General features: G+C 31.4%; 11 protein-coding genes and 1 tRNA gene. 7 read left to right on the forward strand and 5 right to left on the reverse strand.

All coding sequences use genetic code 11. From position 1 onward, the window contains the following. Positions 1-52: 52 nt before the first annotated feature. Positions 53-673, reverse strand: a complete 621-nt coding sequence (locus tag WOVOC_RS03435) for a ribonuclease D (protein WP_025264313.1) — start codon at positions 671-673, stop codon at positions 53-55. A gap of 148 nt (positions 674-821) precedes the next feature. Here WOVOC_RS03435 and WOVOC_RS03440 point away from each other — a divergent pair. After that, positions 822-894: transfer RNA gene (locus WOVOC_RS03440), tRNA-Gly, on the forward strand. 335 nt (positions 895-1,229) lie between these two features. Here the strand turns inward: WOVOC_RS03440 and WOVOC_RS03445 are convergent. Next, positions 1,230-1,565, reverse strand: a complete 336-nt coding sequence (locus WOVOC_RS03445) for an outer membrane protein assembly factor BamE (protein WP_025264314.1) — start codon at positions 1,563-1,565, stop codon at positions 1,230-1,232. A gap of 135 nt (positions 1,566-1,700) precedes the next feature. Between WOVOC_RS03445 and WOVOC_RS03450 the strand changes: the two genes are divergently transcribed. Beyond that, complete coding sequence (locus WOVOC_RS03450; RefSeq protein ID WP_014868819.1) at positions 1,701-2,669, forward strand: ribonucleotide-diphosphate reductase subunit beta; 969 nt, start codon at positions 1,701-1,703, stop codon at positions 2,667-2,669. Between the two features lie 779 nt (positions 2,670-3,448). Here the strand turns inward: WOVOC_RS03450 and secA are convergent. The 3 genes from secA to tsaB form a co-directional block, all read right to left on the reverse strand. Next, entirely contained in the window at positions 3,449-6,064 is a 2,616-nt protein-coding gene (gene secA, locus WOVOC_RS03455) for a preprotein translocase subunit SecA (protein WP_198642988.1), read from the reverse strand. A gap of 2,845 nt (positions 6,065-8,909) precedes the next feature. Next, positions 8,910-10,058, reverse strand: coding sequence for a 2-oxoglutarate dehydrogenase complex dihydrolipoyllysine-residue succinyltransferase (gene odhB / locus WOVOC_RS03465; protein ID WP_025264316.1), 1,149 nt, complete (start codon positions 10,056-10,058; stop codon positions 8,910-8,912). Positions 10,059-11,834: 1,776 nt separating this feature from the next. Next, the gene (gene tsaB, locus WOVOC_RS03470; protein WP_014868822.1) at positions 11,835-12,428 is read right to left on the reverse strand and encodes a tRNA (adenosine(37)-N6)-threonylcarbamoyltransferase complex dimerization subunit type 1 TsaB; all 594 of its coding nucleotides are present in this window, start codon (positions 12,426-12,428) and stop codon (positions 11,835-11,837) included. Between the two features lie 3,438 nt (positions 12,429-15,866). On the opposite strand from tsaB, the gene WOVOC_RS03495 reads away from it, so the two are divergent. The 5 genes from WOVOC_RS03495 to WOVOC_RS03520 all read left to right on the forward strand — a co-directional run bounded on the left by WOVOC_RS03495 (position 15,867) and on the right by WOVOC_RS03520 (position 20,798). Continuing rightward, positions 15,867-16,466: a superoxide dismutase gene (locus WOVOC_RS03495; RefSeq protein ID WP_025264319.1), complete on the forward strand. Its 600-nt coding sequence runs from the start codon at positions 15,867-15,869 to the stop codon at positions 16,464-16,466. Between the two features lies 1 nt (position 16,467). Next, positions 16,468-17,739: a M16 family metallopeptidase gene (locus tag WOVOC_RS03500; protein WP_025264320.1), complete on the forward strand. Its 1,272-nt coding sequence runs from the start codon at positions 16,468-16,470 to the stop codon at positions 17,737-17,739. Between the two features lie 195 nt (positions 17,740-17,934). Further along, on the forward strand, positions 17,935-18,456 hold the full coding sequence (locus WOVOC_RS03505; protein ID WP_025264321.1) for a cytochrome b: 522 nt from the start codon (positions 17,935-17,937) through the stop codon (positions 18,454-18,456). A gap of 6 nt (positions 18,457-18,462) precedes the next feature. Further along, entirely contained in the window at positions 18,463-19,503 is a 1,041-nt protein-coding gene (locus tag WOVOC_RS03510) for an NAD(P)H-dependent flavin oxidoreductase (protein ID WP_025264322.1), read from the forward strand. Positions 19,504-20,420: 917 nt separating this feature from the next. Then, the gene (locus WOVOC_RS03520) at positions 20,421-20,798 is read left to right on the forward strand and encodes a hypothetical protein (RefSeq protein WP_014868828.1); all 378 of its coding nucleotides are present in this window, start codon (positions 20,421-20,423) and stop codon (positions 20,796-20,798) included. Positions 20,799-20,844: the final 46 nt, after the last annotated feature.

Below are 20,844 nucleotides of genomic sequence, written 5' to 3' on the forward strand. Positions count from 1 at the left end.
CTAAATAGCCTAAAAAATTGTCATAAAGCCTACACATAAGCAAAAACTTCTGTTACATCTGATGATCAAAAATATCCATATTTCCCCATCCCATCAGATCTAATCTAACACGAGTAGGAAGAAATTCAAAGCATTTTTGTGCCAATTCTTTTCTGTTTTCACGCTCCAGCATTGAATCTAGCTTTTCCTTTATTTTATGGAGATATAAAATATCAGACGCAGCATAATTTTTCTGCTTATCCGTTAAACTCTCACTTCCCCAATCAGAGGATTGTTGCTGTTTATTTAATTTGATATCAAGTAGCTCCAAGCATAACTCCTTTAAACTATGATTATCTGTATAGGTGCGAACCAAACGCGAAGCTATTTTTGTGCAATAGCACGGCACTGCCCAAATTCCTAAATAGTAGCGTATTATGCTAACATCAAACCGTGCAAAGTGAAATATTTTAGTTATATTTTCATCACCTAATATTTTTCTTAAATTTGGAGCTATATAATTGTTCCTGAATTGAATTAAGTGAGCACTTCCATCATTAAAAGAGAGTTGCACAAGACATAATCTATCTCTGCCATGAAGCAGACCCATCGCCTCTGTATCAACGGCTATAGAACTTATGTTATCTGGCATTAAGCTAGCCGGTAAGTCATCTTCATATACAAATATCCTCATAAGGCTTTGTGGAATATTGAAAGACTAATAATAATTAAAAGTAAGTTTTAGTACACAAATATATAATAATATAGTCCTTTAAATTTCAAGCATATATTGGGATTTACAAATTGTTGTATATACCTATAATTTAAGAATTAGGTTAACTGCGGAAGTAGTTCAGTTGGTAGAACGCAACCTTGCCAAGGTTGAGGTCGAGGGTTCGAACCCCTTCTCCCGCTCTTCACTTCCAAAGTCACCCAATCAAAAATTCTTCCGTTTCCCTTACTATAACACTAAAGTTATTTATTTATTCTTGTAATTTGCATAAACTAATAACAAAAAAACTTAAAGTATTTAATACCTCACACTCAAATTTTGCACTATGTGCAACTTCACATCTTTATAAAATTTCTAAGTTTTGCTTGCAAAAGTTGAAACACACCTATAAGATACTTTATAATAGTAAATTTTTAAATATTAATAGCTAAAATAACTTAAGTTATCAACAACCATCATTCCACTATATGTTAATCTTTAAAAGACACCACTAATAGACTACAGTATAGACTTTCAGTTAATAACTGACAAGGTTCTTTTCTGAAATGTCAATCTCTTTCATATCTAAAACTTTATCATCTTGGTCGAATGAAATCTGCAGGGATTTACTGCTATACTTTCTTTTTCCTAAGAAATTAGATTGTTTTATTTTATATGAAATGTAATACCAAATATTTTCATCAAATTGAGATATTAATGTTGGTGATCCCAAAGTGTGAACCACTTTTTCTTTGTCATCACCTATTTTTATCTTGTTCCACAACTCAACACTAATATCTGAAGTTCCGTGATTGTAAATAGTGTTCGTACAGTTTACTAAAAATAATAGAACCAAGTATATCAATACTCGCATTTCTCTGAGATAAATCACTGTGAAATTACAATACACTAACAAATTACCTATAGTCAAATTTTATAAAAGTTAAATTGACTGATTTTTGGTATCGCTTAATATAATATTAACTTTAGAAAATAATTAGGGTACTCTATGTCATTGTTAGAATCAGATCCAATATATAAACCTTTTAATTACCCTTGGGCATATGATGCGTGGCTACAGCAACAAAGGATACATTGGATACCTGAAGAAGTTTCACTTGCTGACGATGTGAATGATTGGAAAACTAAACTTTCGGGTACGGAAAAAAACCTCCTAACTCAGATTTTTAGGTTCTTCACCCAAGCAGATATTGAGGTGAACAATTGTTACATGAGACATTACACAAATATATTTAAACCAACAGAAATATGCATGATGCTTGCAAGCTTCTCCAATATGGAGACCATACACATTGCAGCCTATTCATACCTTTTAGATACAATTGGTATGCCAGAAAGTGAATATCAAGCATTTTTAAAATATGATGCTACGAGAAAGAAGTATGAGTACATGCTAGAGTTTGAGGAGAGTAAAAAACACGATAAGAAACATGTAGCTAAAACTCTAGCAGTGTTTGGTGCGTTTACTGAAGGATTGCAGTTATTTGCATCATTTGCAATTTTACTTAATTTTCAACGCTTTGGAAAAATGAAAGGCATGGGACAAATAATTGCCTGGTCAGCACGTGATGAAACTTTACACACTAATTCAATTATTAATTTATTCAACACTTTTATTAAAGAAAATAATGAAATTTGGAATGAGGAGTTCAAAGAGGAACTGTATTCTGCATGTCGCACTATTGTTAGACTTGAAGATGAATTTATAAAACTCGCTTTTGATTTAGGAGACGTTGAAGGATTATCTGCAGAGGAAGTACGCAGTTATATACGCTACATAGCAAACAGACGGTTAATACAATTAGATTTGAAACCCATGTATAATATTAATAATAATCCTCTTCCATGGCTTGATGAAATACTAAATGGTGTAGAACATACAAACTTCTTTGAAAATAGAGTAACAGAATATAGCCGTGCAGCAACTCAAGGTACATGGGAAGAGGCTTTTAGCTAAAAGCGATACTAACAATAAAAAACTAATTAGCCTCTTTGCATTTTATTTGCTGTTATTTAAGTAACCTTAAACTTGTATTTAAGATCGATGAAGTATCACCACTAAAAAAATAACTAGTCTCATAGAATAAAGTGATTTATATGCTGTTCATAACATATAAATCACTTACATAAACTTTAGAATACAAGATAAATCTTTAAAAAACCGTAACCATAAAAAGAAGAGAGTATTTGCTTAAATTATTCAACAATAGTAAAAATATTAGCAATAATTAGAAGTCACACTAAGCATTTCAATAGGTCTTATACCAAGTACTTTAACTAGACCTCCACCTCTGATAACAAGCATAATTGTCAGCTACATTTCTGTAGTACCATTAACTGCAGTTCTCATCACAACTTCCTTCCTGCAGATTCACATTAATCATAATATAAGTGACCGTTAAAAGTAATTGCAAATTATACACTTAAGTTGATTCTTTATTGTAAGCATCGCAACTGGGCCGTCCTTGTTGCATATGTTGTTATTCCAATAACTAGATTATTAGATTCTCTACCGCATCTGTATACCACAGCATATTATTTCCAATTGTAGCTACAACTGTAGCAGGTATTACAATTAAGACCATTAAAAGAAATGAAAAAAATATATCTAATGAAACGATAAAACCACTAAAAGAAGAGAATTCAAGCCTTCTTTACAAGTAAAATCAGAGCGCTTACTAGATACGGCAAGTTAAATAAAGTTAGCTAATATAAAAGGCAAGCAGATCATAGCTGCTAATTTATCAAAGTAATCGCGCCATGGCAGTGCTTATATTTTTTGCCCGAGTTACAAGGACATTTATCGTTTCTTGAGACTTTTGGCAAATTGCTTCTTTTAATAAAATGTAACCTCTTACTCACTTCTTGGTTATCTGCTAACTTGAAGTAAGCTAGACGATGAACAGTGATCTCCTTCCATTTTTCAAGCATCGACTCAAACATCAAAAAAGCTTCACGTTTAAATTCATTCAGTGGATCTTTCTGCCCCATGGCACGTAAATTTATGCTTTGTCTTAACCTCTCTAAAATTGAAAGGTGTTCCCTCCATAAATGATCAAGTGTCATGACCATCACTTGCTTCACTACCTTGTTCCATAAATCTGTAGCGTGTTGACTATTGAAATACTCTTCTTTCTCAGCAAAAAACTTCTGTATCTCATCATTTACATAATCCAATGCTTCTTGTTTATTCAAAAATTCTGCTAATACTTCTTTATTAAGTGTTATTCCATACCTTGTATAGAACTCTTTAACAAGATCTTCAACATAATCCTCATAATAACCACTTTGCACCACACCTTCTATTATCGCCTTATTTACTTCACTATATACTTCAAATAAACCATTGATTTCATTCCCTAAGATGTGATTTCTCTGCTCAAAAATAACTTTACGTTGATTATTAATCACGTCATCAAATTTAAGCAGAGATTTTCGCACATCATAGTTTCGAGCTTCAACTTTTTTCTGTGCCTTCTCAAGCGCCTTATTAAGCCATGGATGATGAATAGCTTCATTATCCTTTAGCCCTACCCTTTGTAAAAAGTTTCTCATTCTATCAGAGCCAAATATTCTCATTAAATCATCTTCAAGTGATAAAAAGAACTTAGAAAGTCCAGGATCACCTTGACGACCAGAACGACCACGTAATTGATCATCTATTCTCCTACTTTCATGTCTCTCAGTTCCAATAACACATAAACCACCAGCTTTTATAGCAATTTCCCTATCTCTTTTTACTCTTTCAACTATTTCTTGATATTTTTTTTCTCTTTCATCAGTATTTTTTATCTTCTTCAGCTCCACTTTTGCTATCATTTCAGCATTTCTGCCAAGCTGAATATCAGTTCCACGTCCTGCCATATTAGTTGCTATAGTAATACTACCTGGTGCTCCAGCTTGTGCTATTATGTACGCCTCTTGTTCATGATAACGAGCGTTCAGCACTGAATGCTTAAGAGAGTGACTTCGCAAAAGCGCAGAAAGCTTCTCAGAATTCTCAATACTCACTGTGCCAACAAGGATTGGTTGAAGACGTTTGTGGCATTCTTCTACAAATTTTAATACAGCATTAAACTTTTCTTTTTCTGTACCATAAATTTCATCATCAATATCTATTCTCTTTACAGGCACATTAGTTGGAATTTTCACTACATTTAGCTTATATATATCACGGAACTCTTCTGCTTCTGTTGCTGCTGTTCCAGTCATACCAGAGAGCTTATTATACATACGAAAATAATTCTGAAATGTGACTGATGCTAAAGTTTGGTTCTCATGTTGAATCTCAAGATTCTCCTTCGCTTCAAGTGCCTGGTGAAGACCATCAGAATATCTTCTGCTTTCTATGATGCGTCCAGTAAACTCATCGACAATCACTACCTTGCCGTCCTTTATTATATAATCTTTATCAACAGTAAACAGCTTATGCGCACGTAATGCTTGATCTACATAATGAGTCATTACCATATTGGTGGTATCATACAACGAAGAATCCTCAGAAATGAGATTATATGACCTAAGTAGCTCTTCCACACGTGAAATACCATCTTCAGTAAGGAACACTGCCCTACCCTTCTTATCTACCTCATAATCAGAATCAATTAATTTAATAACTATTTTATTTATGAGTTTATATATCTGATTATTTTCCTCAATTGGACCAGAAATAATAAGCGGAGTCCGCGCTTCATCAATCAATATGGAATCTACTTCATCTACTATCGCATAATTGAAACCTCTCTGAACCATATCTTCTTGAGAAAATTTCATATTATCTCGAAGGTAATCAAAAGCAAGTTCATTGTTTGTTGAATATACAATATCTGCACTATAAGCTTCTTTCCTCTCTGCATCTGTCAAATCATTTGTAATAAACGCAACAGAAACCCCAAGAGAATTATATAATTTTCTCATCCATTCTGCATCACGTTTTGCAAGGTAGTCGTTAACAGTTACAACATGTACACCTTTTCCCTCTAAAGAATTAAGGTATGCAGCTAAAGTTGCAACAAGCGTCTTTCCCTCTCCTGTTTTCATTTCTGATATCATGCCATTATGAAGGACCATTCCACCAATTAGCTGAACATCAAAGTGTCTCATGTTAAGAAACCTACGAGAGGCTTCACGTACAACTGCAAAAGCAGGTATGAGAAGGCTATTTAATGTTTTCCCATTCTTTAATTCCTGTTTAAACTCCTCAGTTTTACTAGCAAGCTCCTCATCAGATAGGCTCTGCATTTTCGGCTCTAATGCATTTATTTGTTGAACAATTTTTCCAAAAGACTTTATTATCCTCCTATTTGTCATTCCCTTTACAAAAAGGAGCAACAATATAAAAGTGAAAAACATAAGAATAGCTGTTAAAATTACAGCAAAATCTGACATAAACTTAATTAACGCCCATTAAATATGAGATTATATTACCAAACACAACCTACAGCAATGACATATTCGATTTAGAGAATCTTTACTTACATATTAAGGCAGTGAATAAAATAACTTACTGATCCTTTGCTTGGAAAGCTTTTCATCAATATATAAAGAATATGTTACATTATTTTAGATATTTAATAATCTTTAATTTTTATATAAAATGAAGTTTTTAGTAAAATGTAAATAGAAAATGAACAGTTTTAAAAAACTTAACAATTCTATATTTAAAGAAGAGAATCAGCTGACCAACAGATAATTAAGGTCATAAACTTTAAGTAAAATTATTAATACTATATCTACCCCTCATAAACTAAGCAGTAAAATTGATTTTTGGTTAGCATTAACCATGAAAGGCTTTGAAGTTTTTGATGATTATTTCTTTTGAAGATAAAAAGACAAGAAAACAAATCAAAAACTATCTCAGTTTAAGCTAAGTACTACAATACACATTGTTGCCTCAAAAATACTATACTTTTAAAGATTTGTTTATTAATGGAAATAATAGAAAGCTACAAAAAAAGAAGATTTTAGGTTACACAAATACTTTTTGGATCCTACCTTTAAAATCAAGCAAAACCTAAATGCAAGAACAGGAGTACTATACTCGTCATTTATACTAATGTCAATGTGAATTTTTAAAAAGGCACAGAAAAGCAAAGTAGTATAGTGATACTATAGAAGCATCCTGGAAGAGTTAAAGTTAATAAATGAACATTTAAAATATTTATGAAGATCAAAAAGAAACATGCTATAAGATAAAAAATCATACTGAGCTAAAAATACTTCAGTTGTAGTAGTGATGGTGAAATAGAAAATTCTCTTACTTAGATTAAGGTTTGTAGTTAATCAACCTAATCACTCAAGATTAGATATTATTATTCAAGAAGAAGCATGAAACACAGACAAAATATCAAATAAAACAAGACATTGACACAGTTTTTGATTTTGCGCGCGAGAAAGTAGAGAGTAATGGGAAGAATGTAAGAGGCAAAGTTTTCTTACTTAACGAGAAAAGATGATTATTTTAAGAAAATTATAAACTATTTTCATAGTCTCAAATCTAAAGAAAATCTAGATGAATTTTAGCAAACCTTTATCTGAAACTAGAATTTTATTGATAGAAAAGTACTACTAGATAAAATAGAAAAATACCTGGATGCTGCTGATACAGCAACATTAGTTATTCTCACAGATTAAGCAGAAACCGGATAAAACACAATTAGCATTAGAATCTTGTTTAGAGTAAATTCTAAGAATATAAAGGAATAATTTGACTTGATACAAAAGATAGAAATAAATGCATTATTCAATGAGTACATCAAATTAGGTGTAAACCAAGCATTATTTATGGTTATGAAGAAAACGTCTTTGAAGAAGATCATGTTAAGTGTGTTAAAAGTTAGCTAGAATAGCCTCAATGTACCAGTGGTTACTGACATGCTATAATTTTCCCCTAATTACAAAAATACAGTAGGCTTACTTCCTACAAAAAAGACATTATTAACTTCCCGTTATAAATTTAGCTGGACAAACCCATAGAACACTAATTCTAATGATGCTTTTAAACCTTAAGAGTCAAGTAGCCATATTCTTTAAATACTAGAAATAAAAGGAGAAAGACTAGACACAATTCAAGTAGATGCATTAGCAAAGATATTAAGTTATTACCTTTAACTTTAGCCTAAGCAAATGCCCACAAAGAAAACGTATATAAATATTTCAGACTATTTGAAAATTATAATGATAGAAAACAAACTTTATCGTCTGATAAAACATCGTTTAAAACATTCCATTCAGGTCTAATAGAGAGAATGCAGTAATAGTGTATAAAAAGCATACAGTAGAAAACAACAAAAAAAGATCCTTATATTTACTGATAGTCAACTGATTTACTGCTCGTACTTATTTAAGTAACAACTCTATCTCTCAGGTTTGACTAAAAATCTCCGCTGATAATCAAAAAAATAACTCTTCTTCAGAAACTTTCTATAAAGAATAAGGAATACTAATAAGCTATTCTATACTAACTATCAAAAAAGATTATAGCATGTTTAGTACGCATACTTAGTTCAGAAGATAACAAGACTAAAGTCAGAGAAGCGGAAAAACAAAAAAGAAACAAAAACTGTCTTTCAAAAAAAAGTTTCCCTTATATCCCTTATAATAGGGATAAATTGAAGATTGTGCTAAGAAATAACAACTATTATCATCATGTTTAGATGTATTCCTATTTAAATATAGATAATTAACCAAAAGACAATTTTCTAGAAAAGAAAAAAGAGAGAAGAATTATCTTAAAAATTTACTAACATGAATTGATGATAGATACTCTGATTTAAGCAATCCTAAAAAGCAAAAGGAGTTGCTTGAATTAGCTCCTTAGTAGATGATGAGAAACATTACGATCTTGATCATTTCTAAATTGCTATTACACTGAAAAGCCTTGATATATATATATATATATATTAATTAGGGTTTTTAAGTAACCATCAGAAAGCAAAAACGCCATTTAAACAGGCTTTGACAATTAAAGAAAAACACTATGAACCTCAATCATTTTGAAGTTGCTAAGTTACTCGCAAATTTCAGTACCGTTTACGGTGCTCTGGATAATTTTCAAAAACCAAAAGAATTGTTTAAACAGTCCTTACCTATTCTTAAAAAGATCATATACCTGATAGCCCAAAAGTTGTTAAATTATTGGTGAACTAGACGATATTTAGGTTTTTAGCAACATTGAATCAATAATAACTTACTTGAATCACACTCCCAAAATTAATCTGTTTGGATCTTCTATATAATTTTTTATTTTAACAAGGAAAGTTACTGCTCCTTTGCCATCAACTATTTTGTGATCGTAAGAAAGGGCAATGTACATTATAGGCCTAATTTCAATTGAGTTACCCACAGCAACTGGCCTGTTTTGTATTGAATGCATCCCAAGTATACCAGACTGTGGAGGATTTATTATCGGAGTAGAAAAAAGTGAACCATATATCCCACCGTTTGAAATGGTAAATGTTGCACCTTCCATTTCTGACACCTGTAACTTACCTTCGCGGGCTCTTTTACCAAGGGCAGCTAAAGTTAACTCAATTTCCGCAAATGATATCTGATCAGCACTCCGAATAACTGGCACAACAAGACCCTTATCAGTGCCAACAGCAACACCTATGTCATAATAATGTTTATATATAATTTCATCGCCTGAAATTTCAGCGTTAATTTCAGGAATTTCTTTCAGAGCTTGCACCGCAGCCTTTATAAAAAAGGACATGAAACCAAGCTTTATTCCATATTTCTTTTCGAAAATTTCTTTATATTTTGCTCTTAGATTCATTACGCTTTGCATGTCAATCTCATTAAATGTAGTCAGTGTTGCAGCAGTGTTTTGTGAAGCCTTCAAACGAGCAGCAATTACTTGCCTTATCTTACTCATTTTTATTCGCTTTTCTCTTCTCTCTCCATTCATTACACTTTCTGGCAGTTTATATATTGCAGGCTGTTCAGTTTTGCTTATATGGGCTACATCCGCTTTCGTTATTCTGCCTCCCATCCCAGTTCCTTTGACACTTTTTGCACTGATTGCATTCTCTTCCATAATTTTACGAGCTGATGGAGCGTCTCTTATAACAGGGATTTCACTTTTATCTTCTTGCACCTCCCTTATAGAAAGCCTTGCTAATAATTGACCTGGACTTATTATATCATTCTCTTTTACAAGAAATTCAGTTATTTCCCCTGAAGCTTCTGCAGTTAATTCAAGTGCTGCTTTGTCAGTTTCAACTTCAAAGATCAAGTCATCTACCTTTACTGCTTCACCAATATTTCTTTTTATTTTGACTATACCTTCCGTAACTGATTCACCACCAAGAATCTCTGGCGCCCTGATTTCTATAATTTTACCCATAAAACAACCTTCCATAACAACTTGCTATAACTTTATACATGAAAAGAAACGTATAATAAACTAACAAATTTATTTAGGATTAAAAAGAAGCCTATTACAACTTGCTTTTTACTAGTCTAATTTACGCATACTAATCTCCTATCAAGATTACTTTCAAAAGACAAAAGATTACTTACAGCTTTTAAACGAATTCCTTCACTTGAAATTAATAATTCCATACTCTTCGCTAACATTAAACATTGTATTTTATACGCTTTCCCAAGTAATAGTGTAAAACATCACTTCTTGTATAGCCCAGCTACACGTTACAGATCCATGATCATACACTAAAACACCACAAAATTTTCTTTCAAATCAACTATTAATCTTCTCTCTTTCACATTATCAAACACTGAAAAACTATTATCATGATAAGATGTTTAATCATATAAAATCCAGTGTCCACATACCTATGGAAGCAATTTATCCATCTTTAAGGAAAAAACTACCACGATAGAAGGCTCATGCAGGTGAAAAATTACTCTGAATATCCCCTCTTGCTTGATAAATAAAATCGTGGATTATATAACTAGCTTTTTACCTACCAATATTCTTTATCTTCAACCACACTCCCATCAAATAACATTTAACATCAATAAATTTTCATTCACCTCACTAAAACATATACCAAATGGATAAATGTAGAATGACCCTTGATCTTCAGAACACACTAACAGATGAGTGTATGTACAATCACCCATTTTAAGGTAAAACAGAAAATCTTAATAAGTATAAACTACTTCCCTTTTTACCTTGCTCTTTGCTAATAACATAACTCCTAGTTAAATCTCCTGAAAGCTTACATCAAGAAAAGAAGCTCATAGTAAACTAACCTCCAGTTTAAAGTCAAGAGTAAATCAGGGAAAGAAGAGTTGTCAATTCTTAGTAAAAAAGCAGCTGTTATATAGTAGCCTACAAAGATCACGCAAATTTATATTTTCAAATTACATAATATCTTAATCGCAAAAATAACCTTACTATATAATATTTTAAACGTTTTAAAGCTTAAGCTTGATGTTATTATGAATATAAATTTTAAAATTAAAAAATATAATAAACATTAACACAAAGAAACAAACAACAGAAATTTTCATACAGAATCAGGTAGAATTACAAAATCCGCTTCTATATTATTGCCTTTTTAGAAAGTAGGTAAGCTTTCTACAGCAATAAAATTATCTAATATAATAGATGCACTGATTATAAACATCAACTTCTCCAATAACACTCAAGTTCATTCTATATATGATAATATCTTCGAACACAACCAAATCCATGAAGAAGCACAAGACAGAATATATAATATTGGACAAATTATGCTTCAGACAATAGAAGCTTATCCAATTCATCAAAAAATTATATATTTATTGACAAATTGATGGAAGATAGTAAATACAACACAAAAATACATAACTCAGTAATAGAACTTAACAAAAGAATGAATACAAGAATTCTTCCTATAGTGCTCAAATGTGAGCTATATATATACTACAAAAGGGCATTAAATTAAAAAGACAGAGGAAAAATAGGAAAGCAACCAATATAAGTAGCGTTATAAAAAAATTTAGAACTCATAATTTATTTATACCATCACCTAATGTCATAGAGATAGAGAATTCAAACATGAGTATAAGGGAAGTAGTTGAGAAAAAACATATCAGGTGCACAGACTTAGCCAAATTGATAGAGTTTACATAAAAGGTTAACTTACAATAGGCTCATATATCTAGGCTCATTTTAATAGAGAGCTTTAACTTCACCTAGCTTCTGTTTATTTTCCAGCCTATAATGGGCTAATAGTCCTGCATGGCTAGCATTTAATACAGGTAAACTACAATCCATATATGTAGTGCAGTTATTGTTTATCATCCCAGTATCTAGACACTGGGATTTAGCAATGTTACGTACTACAGTTGGATATGATAATGGTAATAAATTGAAACTAAATAATTGTGTATAAAACCCTTGAGCATTTTTAATTATAGCCCTAATATTTTTTTTACTATTTGTACGAAGCAATGATATTGCGTATGCCTGAACTTCTAGTGTACTAACTCCATACAATGGCTTATCTGTAACAAGATTTATGCCTTTTGCAGCTGATATACCAACTCTAATTCCAGTAAAACTCCCAGGTCCAACTACTACCACTAAATGGTCTATTTCATTATAAGTATAGTTATGCCTACTGAACAGAGCATCTAAAACTTGAAAAAACGACTCTACGTGATTATTGCTGGTGGAATTGTGTTCTACTAAACACTTACCACCATGATCGATTATCGCTATTGAGCTACTAGAACCTACAGTATCAATTGCTAAAATGGACATTATTTAAGTTTACTATAGAGCTTTACAAATATTACAGTAAAGGCACCATTCATCTATAACATTCACTAAAATTATTATCAAATCAAACGCTACATATAATGCAGTAATTAACAAGAGCATTTCCTGAGAAAACTTAGGATTCTCCTCAAGAAATAGATAACATTACTATAATTCCTCCTGCTGAACCGCAACGATAGCAAACTTAAATAAAAATAGAAAAGGAAAGTCACATAGTCTATTATATAACGCACAACCAGAAGTAATTATAATCGATTATATTATAATAAAAGAAAGCAACCCACCCACAGGTAAAAGCTAGTAGTTATCGACACAATAAATAATACTATATCAAATTGCTTCACGTTTTTTACTCTCTGGCAAGAGCAAGCGGCAAGATTGTATTACCAAACAGTACTCACTGCAGTAATAAATGCTCTAGCATCATATTGCCTATACTAGTTACTTAACTTGGGATTTTGAATGAAGTTGCCGCTCCACACAAGAGAAAAATATAGAAGTAAACAAATGTTATATATAATAACAAAAATTACTGAGTAATCTTTTGAAGATTACAAGATAAAACCTGGTTATGCTGCCTTTTAAAGTAAGACCGAGTATAAATACCTGAATAACTGAAGTCAAAAACACTTTCAAATAAACTAAATCAAATCTGATATTTCACATGAAAGTTTTTCACTTATCCTCAATAGAAATACAAATATCACTATGCTGTATATAAATCCATAAACAAGAACATAAAAGTTAGAAAGCAGTACGGGTAGCTTAAACGACCATGAAGAGTAATTGTTTTTATATATTATATTTTATATAAAATAAGTGTTTTGTAGATAAAACGCCTAATCAAGTAGGCGATTAAACTTGAAGCTAGATTCAACATGAAAATCGTTATAATAAGCAACAATATAAATCTTATAGCTTACTACTAAGATTGTTAGCACTGCTAATATTAACGTAAAGACAATAAAAGGCATCATAAACAGCAAAATTCCTTTGATGCTTAAATTTAACAAGCACAAAAGGGTTTTCACTTCTACTAGAACTAAATAACCAAAAAACATAACTAAAATAATATCAGCAAGTAATGTTAACAATTACAACATTTCTTAATATAGCAATATTATTAAGGAGATAATGGGTAAACCAGCCATTAAGTAAAACAAAACTACCTGAACCACTATATATACTTATTAAAAACTTAACTTTAATCAATCAAAACCATGTAATCAGAGTTAGTTTTGAACTTTTTAATGGTTTCTTCAGAATTAAATTTTACTATATCGAATAGCATGAAGTGCTTATAAAAAGAGAGTTTTCAAGGCTTAGAGTATATAATGTTAGTTTGTTCGTACAACACCTTAACCACTATTAAAACATGTCAAGCTTAACCTGTGAGAATCAGAGCAGTAAGTAATACCTGCATTTGTGTAATGTGTGTTGTTTACTTCATGATCATACTCTTCCCCAAATTTACTACCACTACCATATAAAAAAATGCAATCAAGATCAAACAACTCTAATTTCAAGCTAAAATTTCAGTGTAGTAGTTGATTACAGCATTTACACCCTTTAGGAGTTTCACTTGCACAATCAGTTAGATTTTTCCTCATAAATTTACTAGTTAAGCAGCAGTAAAATTTATATCATCTGATAGACTATTTTTACAGGAAAGATTAGCAGCAACTAGATCGCTATGTTGTAAGTCATTTTCTCTTGTACATAATTAAGTCTCAGTTGAAAAGCTATTAAATCACAGGAGATATATAGCTTATTATCTGTTGCTTTAACTTTAATTTAAGTCTATTATAACCATAATAAATATTGGGTTTAATCTAAAAGATCATGTTTTTATCATACCTAACACTATTATTCTTCTTTTCATCATCACGTAAATTTGCATAGTTTATCCGGCAACCACTTACTCTATAAGCAGCTGTATAATTTTTTGAAGTATTGGTTAGTATACTCTAGCTAATTAAACTTTCTTACCATATTCAATCGACCCAAGTTCCAGACTTTTAATGATAAATACTATTCTTCATGTCTAATTTTCCTATGTCTAACATTTTTAGGTTTACAACATTAAAACCCATTTGAGTATTTAAATAAACTTGCTGTAAATAAAGAAAGAGAAGTACAAATAACTCGAAATCTTATCTTTAGGCTGAATATTAAAAGAATCCTTGTTAAAAGGATCACTAAATCTCAAATCTATTTTTTTTATCTAGTCCACATAAAATATTCCCTTGTCCAGAATTACTCTAGCATTAATACCATTTTGTGAAAACAATACCAAAAGCAGTACAGCTAAGCAGTAACTCAACTTTACAGATAAACTTAAGTCTTTATATAAAAACATAAGTTTAAGCTCAACATAGATAAAAAACAACTTTCCAGAAGGCTACTTTGGCTAAATGTTAAGCTTTACTGCCAGTTTCTAAGCCATATTTTCCTAAACAACTCCTTACATCATCAGCTACTTTTGCACTTAAAACACTGATTAATGTCTTATCAAGTAGACTCTCGTTTTTATGTTTCGGTAAATCTCTTGCACCTTAATTGAATCCTAAAATTGATAAAGTTTTTTTTCTTTATCTTGACGAATAGATATCATTAAATCATCTTTCTTTTTTACAGTTATAAAATCTTCCACACTTTACACTCTATACAGCAAATTTATAAGCATAATGGAATTATAGCTAAATGTTAAACCACGGCACTCATTATGTGAGAAACATAAACTACAAACCTGCTACTATCTTTTGATAGAAATAGAGCCTTTCAAGCTTTTCCATTTACTCAATTTACCTGACATTTTATCAACAGCCAAAGTAACTGATGTGATAATTAATGTAGCAACCCAAATAAAAGCAGTATAAATATAATTAAAAATTATATTAACAAATTTAGCTATTCTTGCAACTATGATCTTCTGCTTTGCCTGGTACACTTCCCAAGTAGCGTATCAACAAGCTCGAATAACCCAAGTAATAGTTGTTTGTTATCAACTAATCTCTTTACTATTAAATATAACAAATATACAAATATTGAAATATAAAGATTGTAGAACTATAAAAGTGGTGCACTATAATCAATTCTACTATAAGATACATAATAGGCATACTTTTCATCACTTTTAAAACTGTGCAAACACTAAAAGCAAATTTCACTTTAGACCACGACACTATCAATACAGTGGATAAATTTATAGGAATAGTTTTATATAATCTTGCTATTATTTTTTCTACAGAGAAATATTTCTATATTTAGCATTTTTCTAAAATTCTTATAAATCTCTGACATTTTCATTTTCAATGAATATACAATTATTGTTGCATCATTTAAAATGTATTAATTACATGTTGTACAAAAGCATATATTACGATACTATCGTAGGAGGTTAAGAATAAAGAGGTTAATATGAGTTTTACTTTACCTGAGTTACCATATGATAAAACAGCTTTAGAGCCCTACATATCTGCAAAGACCTTGAATTTTCACTACGATAAGCACCATAGAGGATATTTAAATAAGCTCAATGAGCTAGTTGAAAATACGGACATGAAAATTGAAGAATTAATAACGAAAGTCCATGGCAATAGTAACAAAATTTCTATATTTAACAATGCAGCACAAGTTTGGAACCACACTTTCTATTGGAACTCAATGAAAAAAAATGGCGGCAGCAAGCCTAAAGATGACAGTCTTCTCGCAAAAAAAATTCAAGATGATATTGGTGGCTTTGATAGATTTTATGAAGAATTTTTAAGTTATGGAGTAAGCCAGTTTGGTAGTGGGTGGGTGTGGCTAGTGCTTGAAAAAGGAAAACTCAAAATCACCAAAACTCCAAATTCTGACCTGCCATTAATCTATGATCAAGTGCCACTGCTTACTATGGATGTCTGGGAACACGCATACTACTTAGATTGCCAAAACCGCAGAATTGACTATATAAAAGCTTTTCTTAATCATTTGATTAACTGGGACTTTGCAGAAGAAAACTTGAAAAAGAACATATAAAATGAATGCACCACAAGTAACAAGATTAGATAATGGTTTGCGCATAATAACTGAGCAAGTATATAATGTTGATCCCATAGCTTTTAATATACGAGTTGACGTTGGGAGTAGAGCTGAAAGCGCAAATCAAAATGGCATATCCCACTTTCTAGAACACATGGCTTTCAAAGGAACAAAGACCAGAACTGCATTTGAAATTGCAAAAGCTTTTGACGACATAGGCGGAGTTTTCAATGCTAGTACTGGTAGAGAAAGCACTAATTACTATGCAAAGATTCTTAAAAAAGATATAAAAACTGGCATTAATATATTAATAGATATATTAATGAATTCCACGTTTCCAGAAGACGAATTGAAACGTGAAAAGAGTGTTGTAATACAAGAGATTTTTCAGACTAACGATTCACCAAGTGATATTATTTTTGACAGATATTTTGAGGTAGCTTATAAAAATCAACCATTTGGTAGACCAATCTTAGGTACACAAGATACTGTAAAGTCTTTTAGTCGAGAAGATCTAAATAACTATATAAATGAGCATTACTTTAACAGAAATATACTATTTGCTGCTGCAGGAAATATTGAACATGAGGAAGTTGCTCAGTCAATTAAAGATTTTCTCTCAAAAACTCACCTAAAAGACCTGAAGAAAAGACAAAATGCAAGCTACACTGGTGGTGAATATTTAGAGTATCGTAAATTAGATCAGGTATACTTGATAATAGGTTTCCCCAGCGTTTCCTATCATGATGATAGGTATCACACATTTCAAATACTTGATTCCATACTAGGAAGCGGGATGTCATCACGCTTATTCCAGGAAGTAAGAGAAAAACAGGGATTAGCTTACTCAGTTTATTCTTTTAATTCTAGCTATACTGACACAGGAATGCTTTCCATTTTTGCTGGTACAGACAGCAGCAATTTAAGCAAATTTTTAAAATCTATAACGATGGAGTTGAAAAAATTGTCTACAAGTGACCTAAAGGAAGAAGAAGTAAACAGAGCAAAAGAGCGAGTAAAATCACAAATTTTGATGTCACGTGAGAGCGTTAGCTCTCGTGTTGAAGCGTTGGGCCACTACTATAGCACCTTTAATAAGTATATCAGTAAAAATGAACTAATAGAAAAAATTAGCGCAGTTACCACTACTGATGTAAAAGAAGCAGCAAAGGAGTTATTATCTCAACATGAGAAAACCACTTTAGCCGCAATTGGAGAAATTAAGTCATTGCCAAGCTATGATAAAGTAGTCTCTATGCTTAGAACTTAGACATCAAAATATAGATACAGATGCTGCCTCCTTCCTGTTATGGTTACTTTCAAAACACAATACTCATATAATTTCATGTCATACTACAATAATTGTACAAGTATTGATCAAAGCAGTAAGCAAATAATTTTAATTGAAAAATAGTTTTTTTACTATATAAATGCTAATTTAAGGCAATCAAGTTGAGTAGTCAAAGTGGAAAATAATAAATATAGCTTAAGTTTAAGGATTATCCATTGGTTAATGGCTGCTTTCATTATCAGCATGCTTTGCCCTATGTTCTATATAAAAAGCTTACCAGTTAACAATGAAATTAAGTCCAGTATATATACTATTCATAAAGCTTGCGGAATTACTGTCCTTAAATTGGTTGTAATACGAGCATTTTTTCGCGCCTTTAGTTATGTTCCACCACTTTCAGCAAATCTTTCTCGATTTGAAGCCAATGTAAGCAAAGTGGTACATTTTGTTTTATATTTTCTAATGGTACTGATGCCATTATCTGGTTATGTTATGTCCTCTACTTCTGGCATAGAGATCAAATACTTTTTCCATATCCCTTTATTAATTAGTAAAAATAAAGAGCTAACTAATGTAGCAAACAAGCTACATTCAATATTTGCATACCTTATGTTATTTTTTATAACATTACATATAATTGGTGCTTTAAAGCACACATTCGTAGATAAACAAAATATTTTTAAACGCATTATATAGCTTATTATGTTAAGCAGCCTCTGGAAAAAAGGAGCGAATTTCCTTGGTAGTGATTTTGCAATAATGGGTGGTGCCATGAGCTGGGTTTCAGAAAGAAGCCTGGTTTCAGCAATCTCAAATGCCGGTGGTTTTGGTGTAATTGCATGCGGTGCGATGTCTCCTGATTTACTGAAAAAAGAAATCATGGAGACACAAAAACTAACTAACAAGCCATTTGGTGTAAATCTAATTACTATGCACCCAAATTTGAATAAGTTGATAGATATATGCATTGAAACAAAAGTAAGTCACATAGTTCTTGCCGGTGGATTGCCAATGAAGGCTAGTATAGAAAAAATCAAGAATGTGGGCATAAAGGTAATATGCTTTGCGTCATCATTAAACCTTGCAAAGAGGTTAGTAAAAATGGGAGTAGATGCGTTAATAATAGAAGGAATGGAAGCAGGTGGGCATATAGGCCCTGTTAGTACTTCCGTTCTCGTACAAGAAATATTGCCTCATTTTAAAAATAAGCAAACACCAGTATTTGTTGCAGGTGGGATAGGGAGAGGAGAAATGATAGTTAATTACCTAGAAATAGGAGCAAGTGGTTGCCAAATAGGTACATTGTTTGTCTGCACGAATGAATCAATTGCTCATAAAAATTTTAAGGAAGTGTTTATAAAATCAGCTGCACGTAATGCAGTATCTTCTGTACAGATAAGTGCCGATTTTCCTGTAATTCCAGTAAGAGCTATAGCCAACAAAGCAAGTGACGATTTTATGAAACATCAAAAAGAAATTATCGATAAATATCAAAAGGGACAGATTTCAAAAGAGGATGGGCAACTTGAGATAGAAAAATTCTGGTCTGGAGCTCTAAGAAGAGCAGTGATTGAAGGAGATGTTGAAACGGGATCTTTAATGGCCGGTCAAAGTGTTGGCATGGTTGATAGAGAAAAGCCTGTAAAAGAAGTAGTGAATATGTTAATTCAACAAGCAGATAGTTATATTGAAAGCAAATCTGCGGAAGCAGAAAACCCAGCAATTAGGAAAGCAAATAGTTAACCAATAGATTCAGATTTTTTCTAGCTATAAAAATAGAACTAAAAATTACCTGACAAATTCTACCAGCTTTCTCATCACAAGAATGAAGGTATTTAGTTATCTTTAATTTGTGCGGATCAAAATAACAAAAATATTACGTAGTTTGGTATTTTATACTTAATGCTTAATTTTTTACATTATATATACCTTATGTCTCTACAAAAATTTCTAGTTTTTACCTATATAAGCCAAAATGTGTTCATATAGCCTCTAAGACATCATAGAATCCAATCTGCAAGATTAGAGGATACTATCTATCACAAAGTTACTTTTACCTTTTTTATTTGGTAAATTTCTTGTATATTAAAGCAATTTATGCATAAACACTTATTTTTACAATAAATGGTGTTATTCCAATGTGTGATACCTGAACCTATATTTTTCTCCTTTTAAATCCCAGTGCTTGACACTGGGATTACAGATGATCATAGTAATCCATTACAATCTAAAGAAAAAAAGAATAAAAAAGTATAGCTCTTTCATTGAGTAAAACCTCATACAAACAAAAACAATAGTAAAAGTACATTACCTGAAAAATAACTGAATAATAAAAATCTTTACATTATTCTTGCAGAAGTCGTATTCTTTCAGTAAGAATAGCACATTGTTACAAGAGAAATAACATTGGGGTTGATAAAAGCAGGGTTATTTGTTTTATGACTGCAGTGTTTGCTATAACAGCATCCGGATTGCATTTAAGCTTTCTATCAAACAAGTTAATATCTATTAATGTGAATCATCATGTTAATATCAACACATCAATAAATAATGATAAAAACCAAATATATATTACACTTGCAGTAAACAAGTAAATACAGTTCTTGCTCGTTGATGTGGAAGTTGCTATAATTAAAAGATATTTAAGAAATATTTAGCTGATGCATATTCAATTGAACAGAGTTTTAGTTTTCATAGCCTTGCTGAGCTTCAGTTTCGCATCATACTCTAGCAAAGCAAGTTTAGCAAGTACTGAATTAAAGGATATACAAGAAATAATAAAAAACTTTATTTTTTCATTCTCAGTTAAAGATATTATAGAGAATATGAGTCCTTCAACAATTATAGGGTTATGTATAATTGCAGTGATATTTGCAATAGTGTTCAGGGGCTTAATCTTTTTCATAATAATGTTTGTTGGCATGTTGGTTATGATGCTTGGTAGCATAGAAAAAGCAACGGATTACCTGAAAGAGAAATTTAACTTCTCAAAAAGTACAAGCTTACAATCCGATAGCAAAAAAGACAAAGATTATTAAGTATCACTTGCAGCATTTTAGTTACCTTTTATTTATTAAATATACA

The sequence above is a fragment of the Wolbachia endosymbiont of Onchocerca volvulus str. Cameroon genome, assembly GCF_000530755.1.
Taxonomy (GTDB): domain Bacteria; phylum Pseudomonadota; class Alphaproteobacteria; order Rickettsiales; family Anaplasmataceae; genus Wolbachia.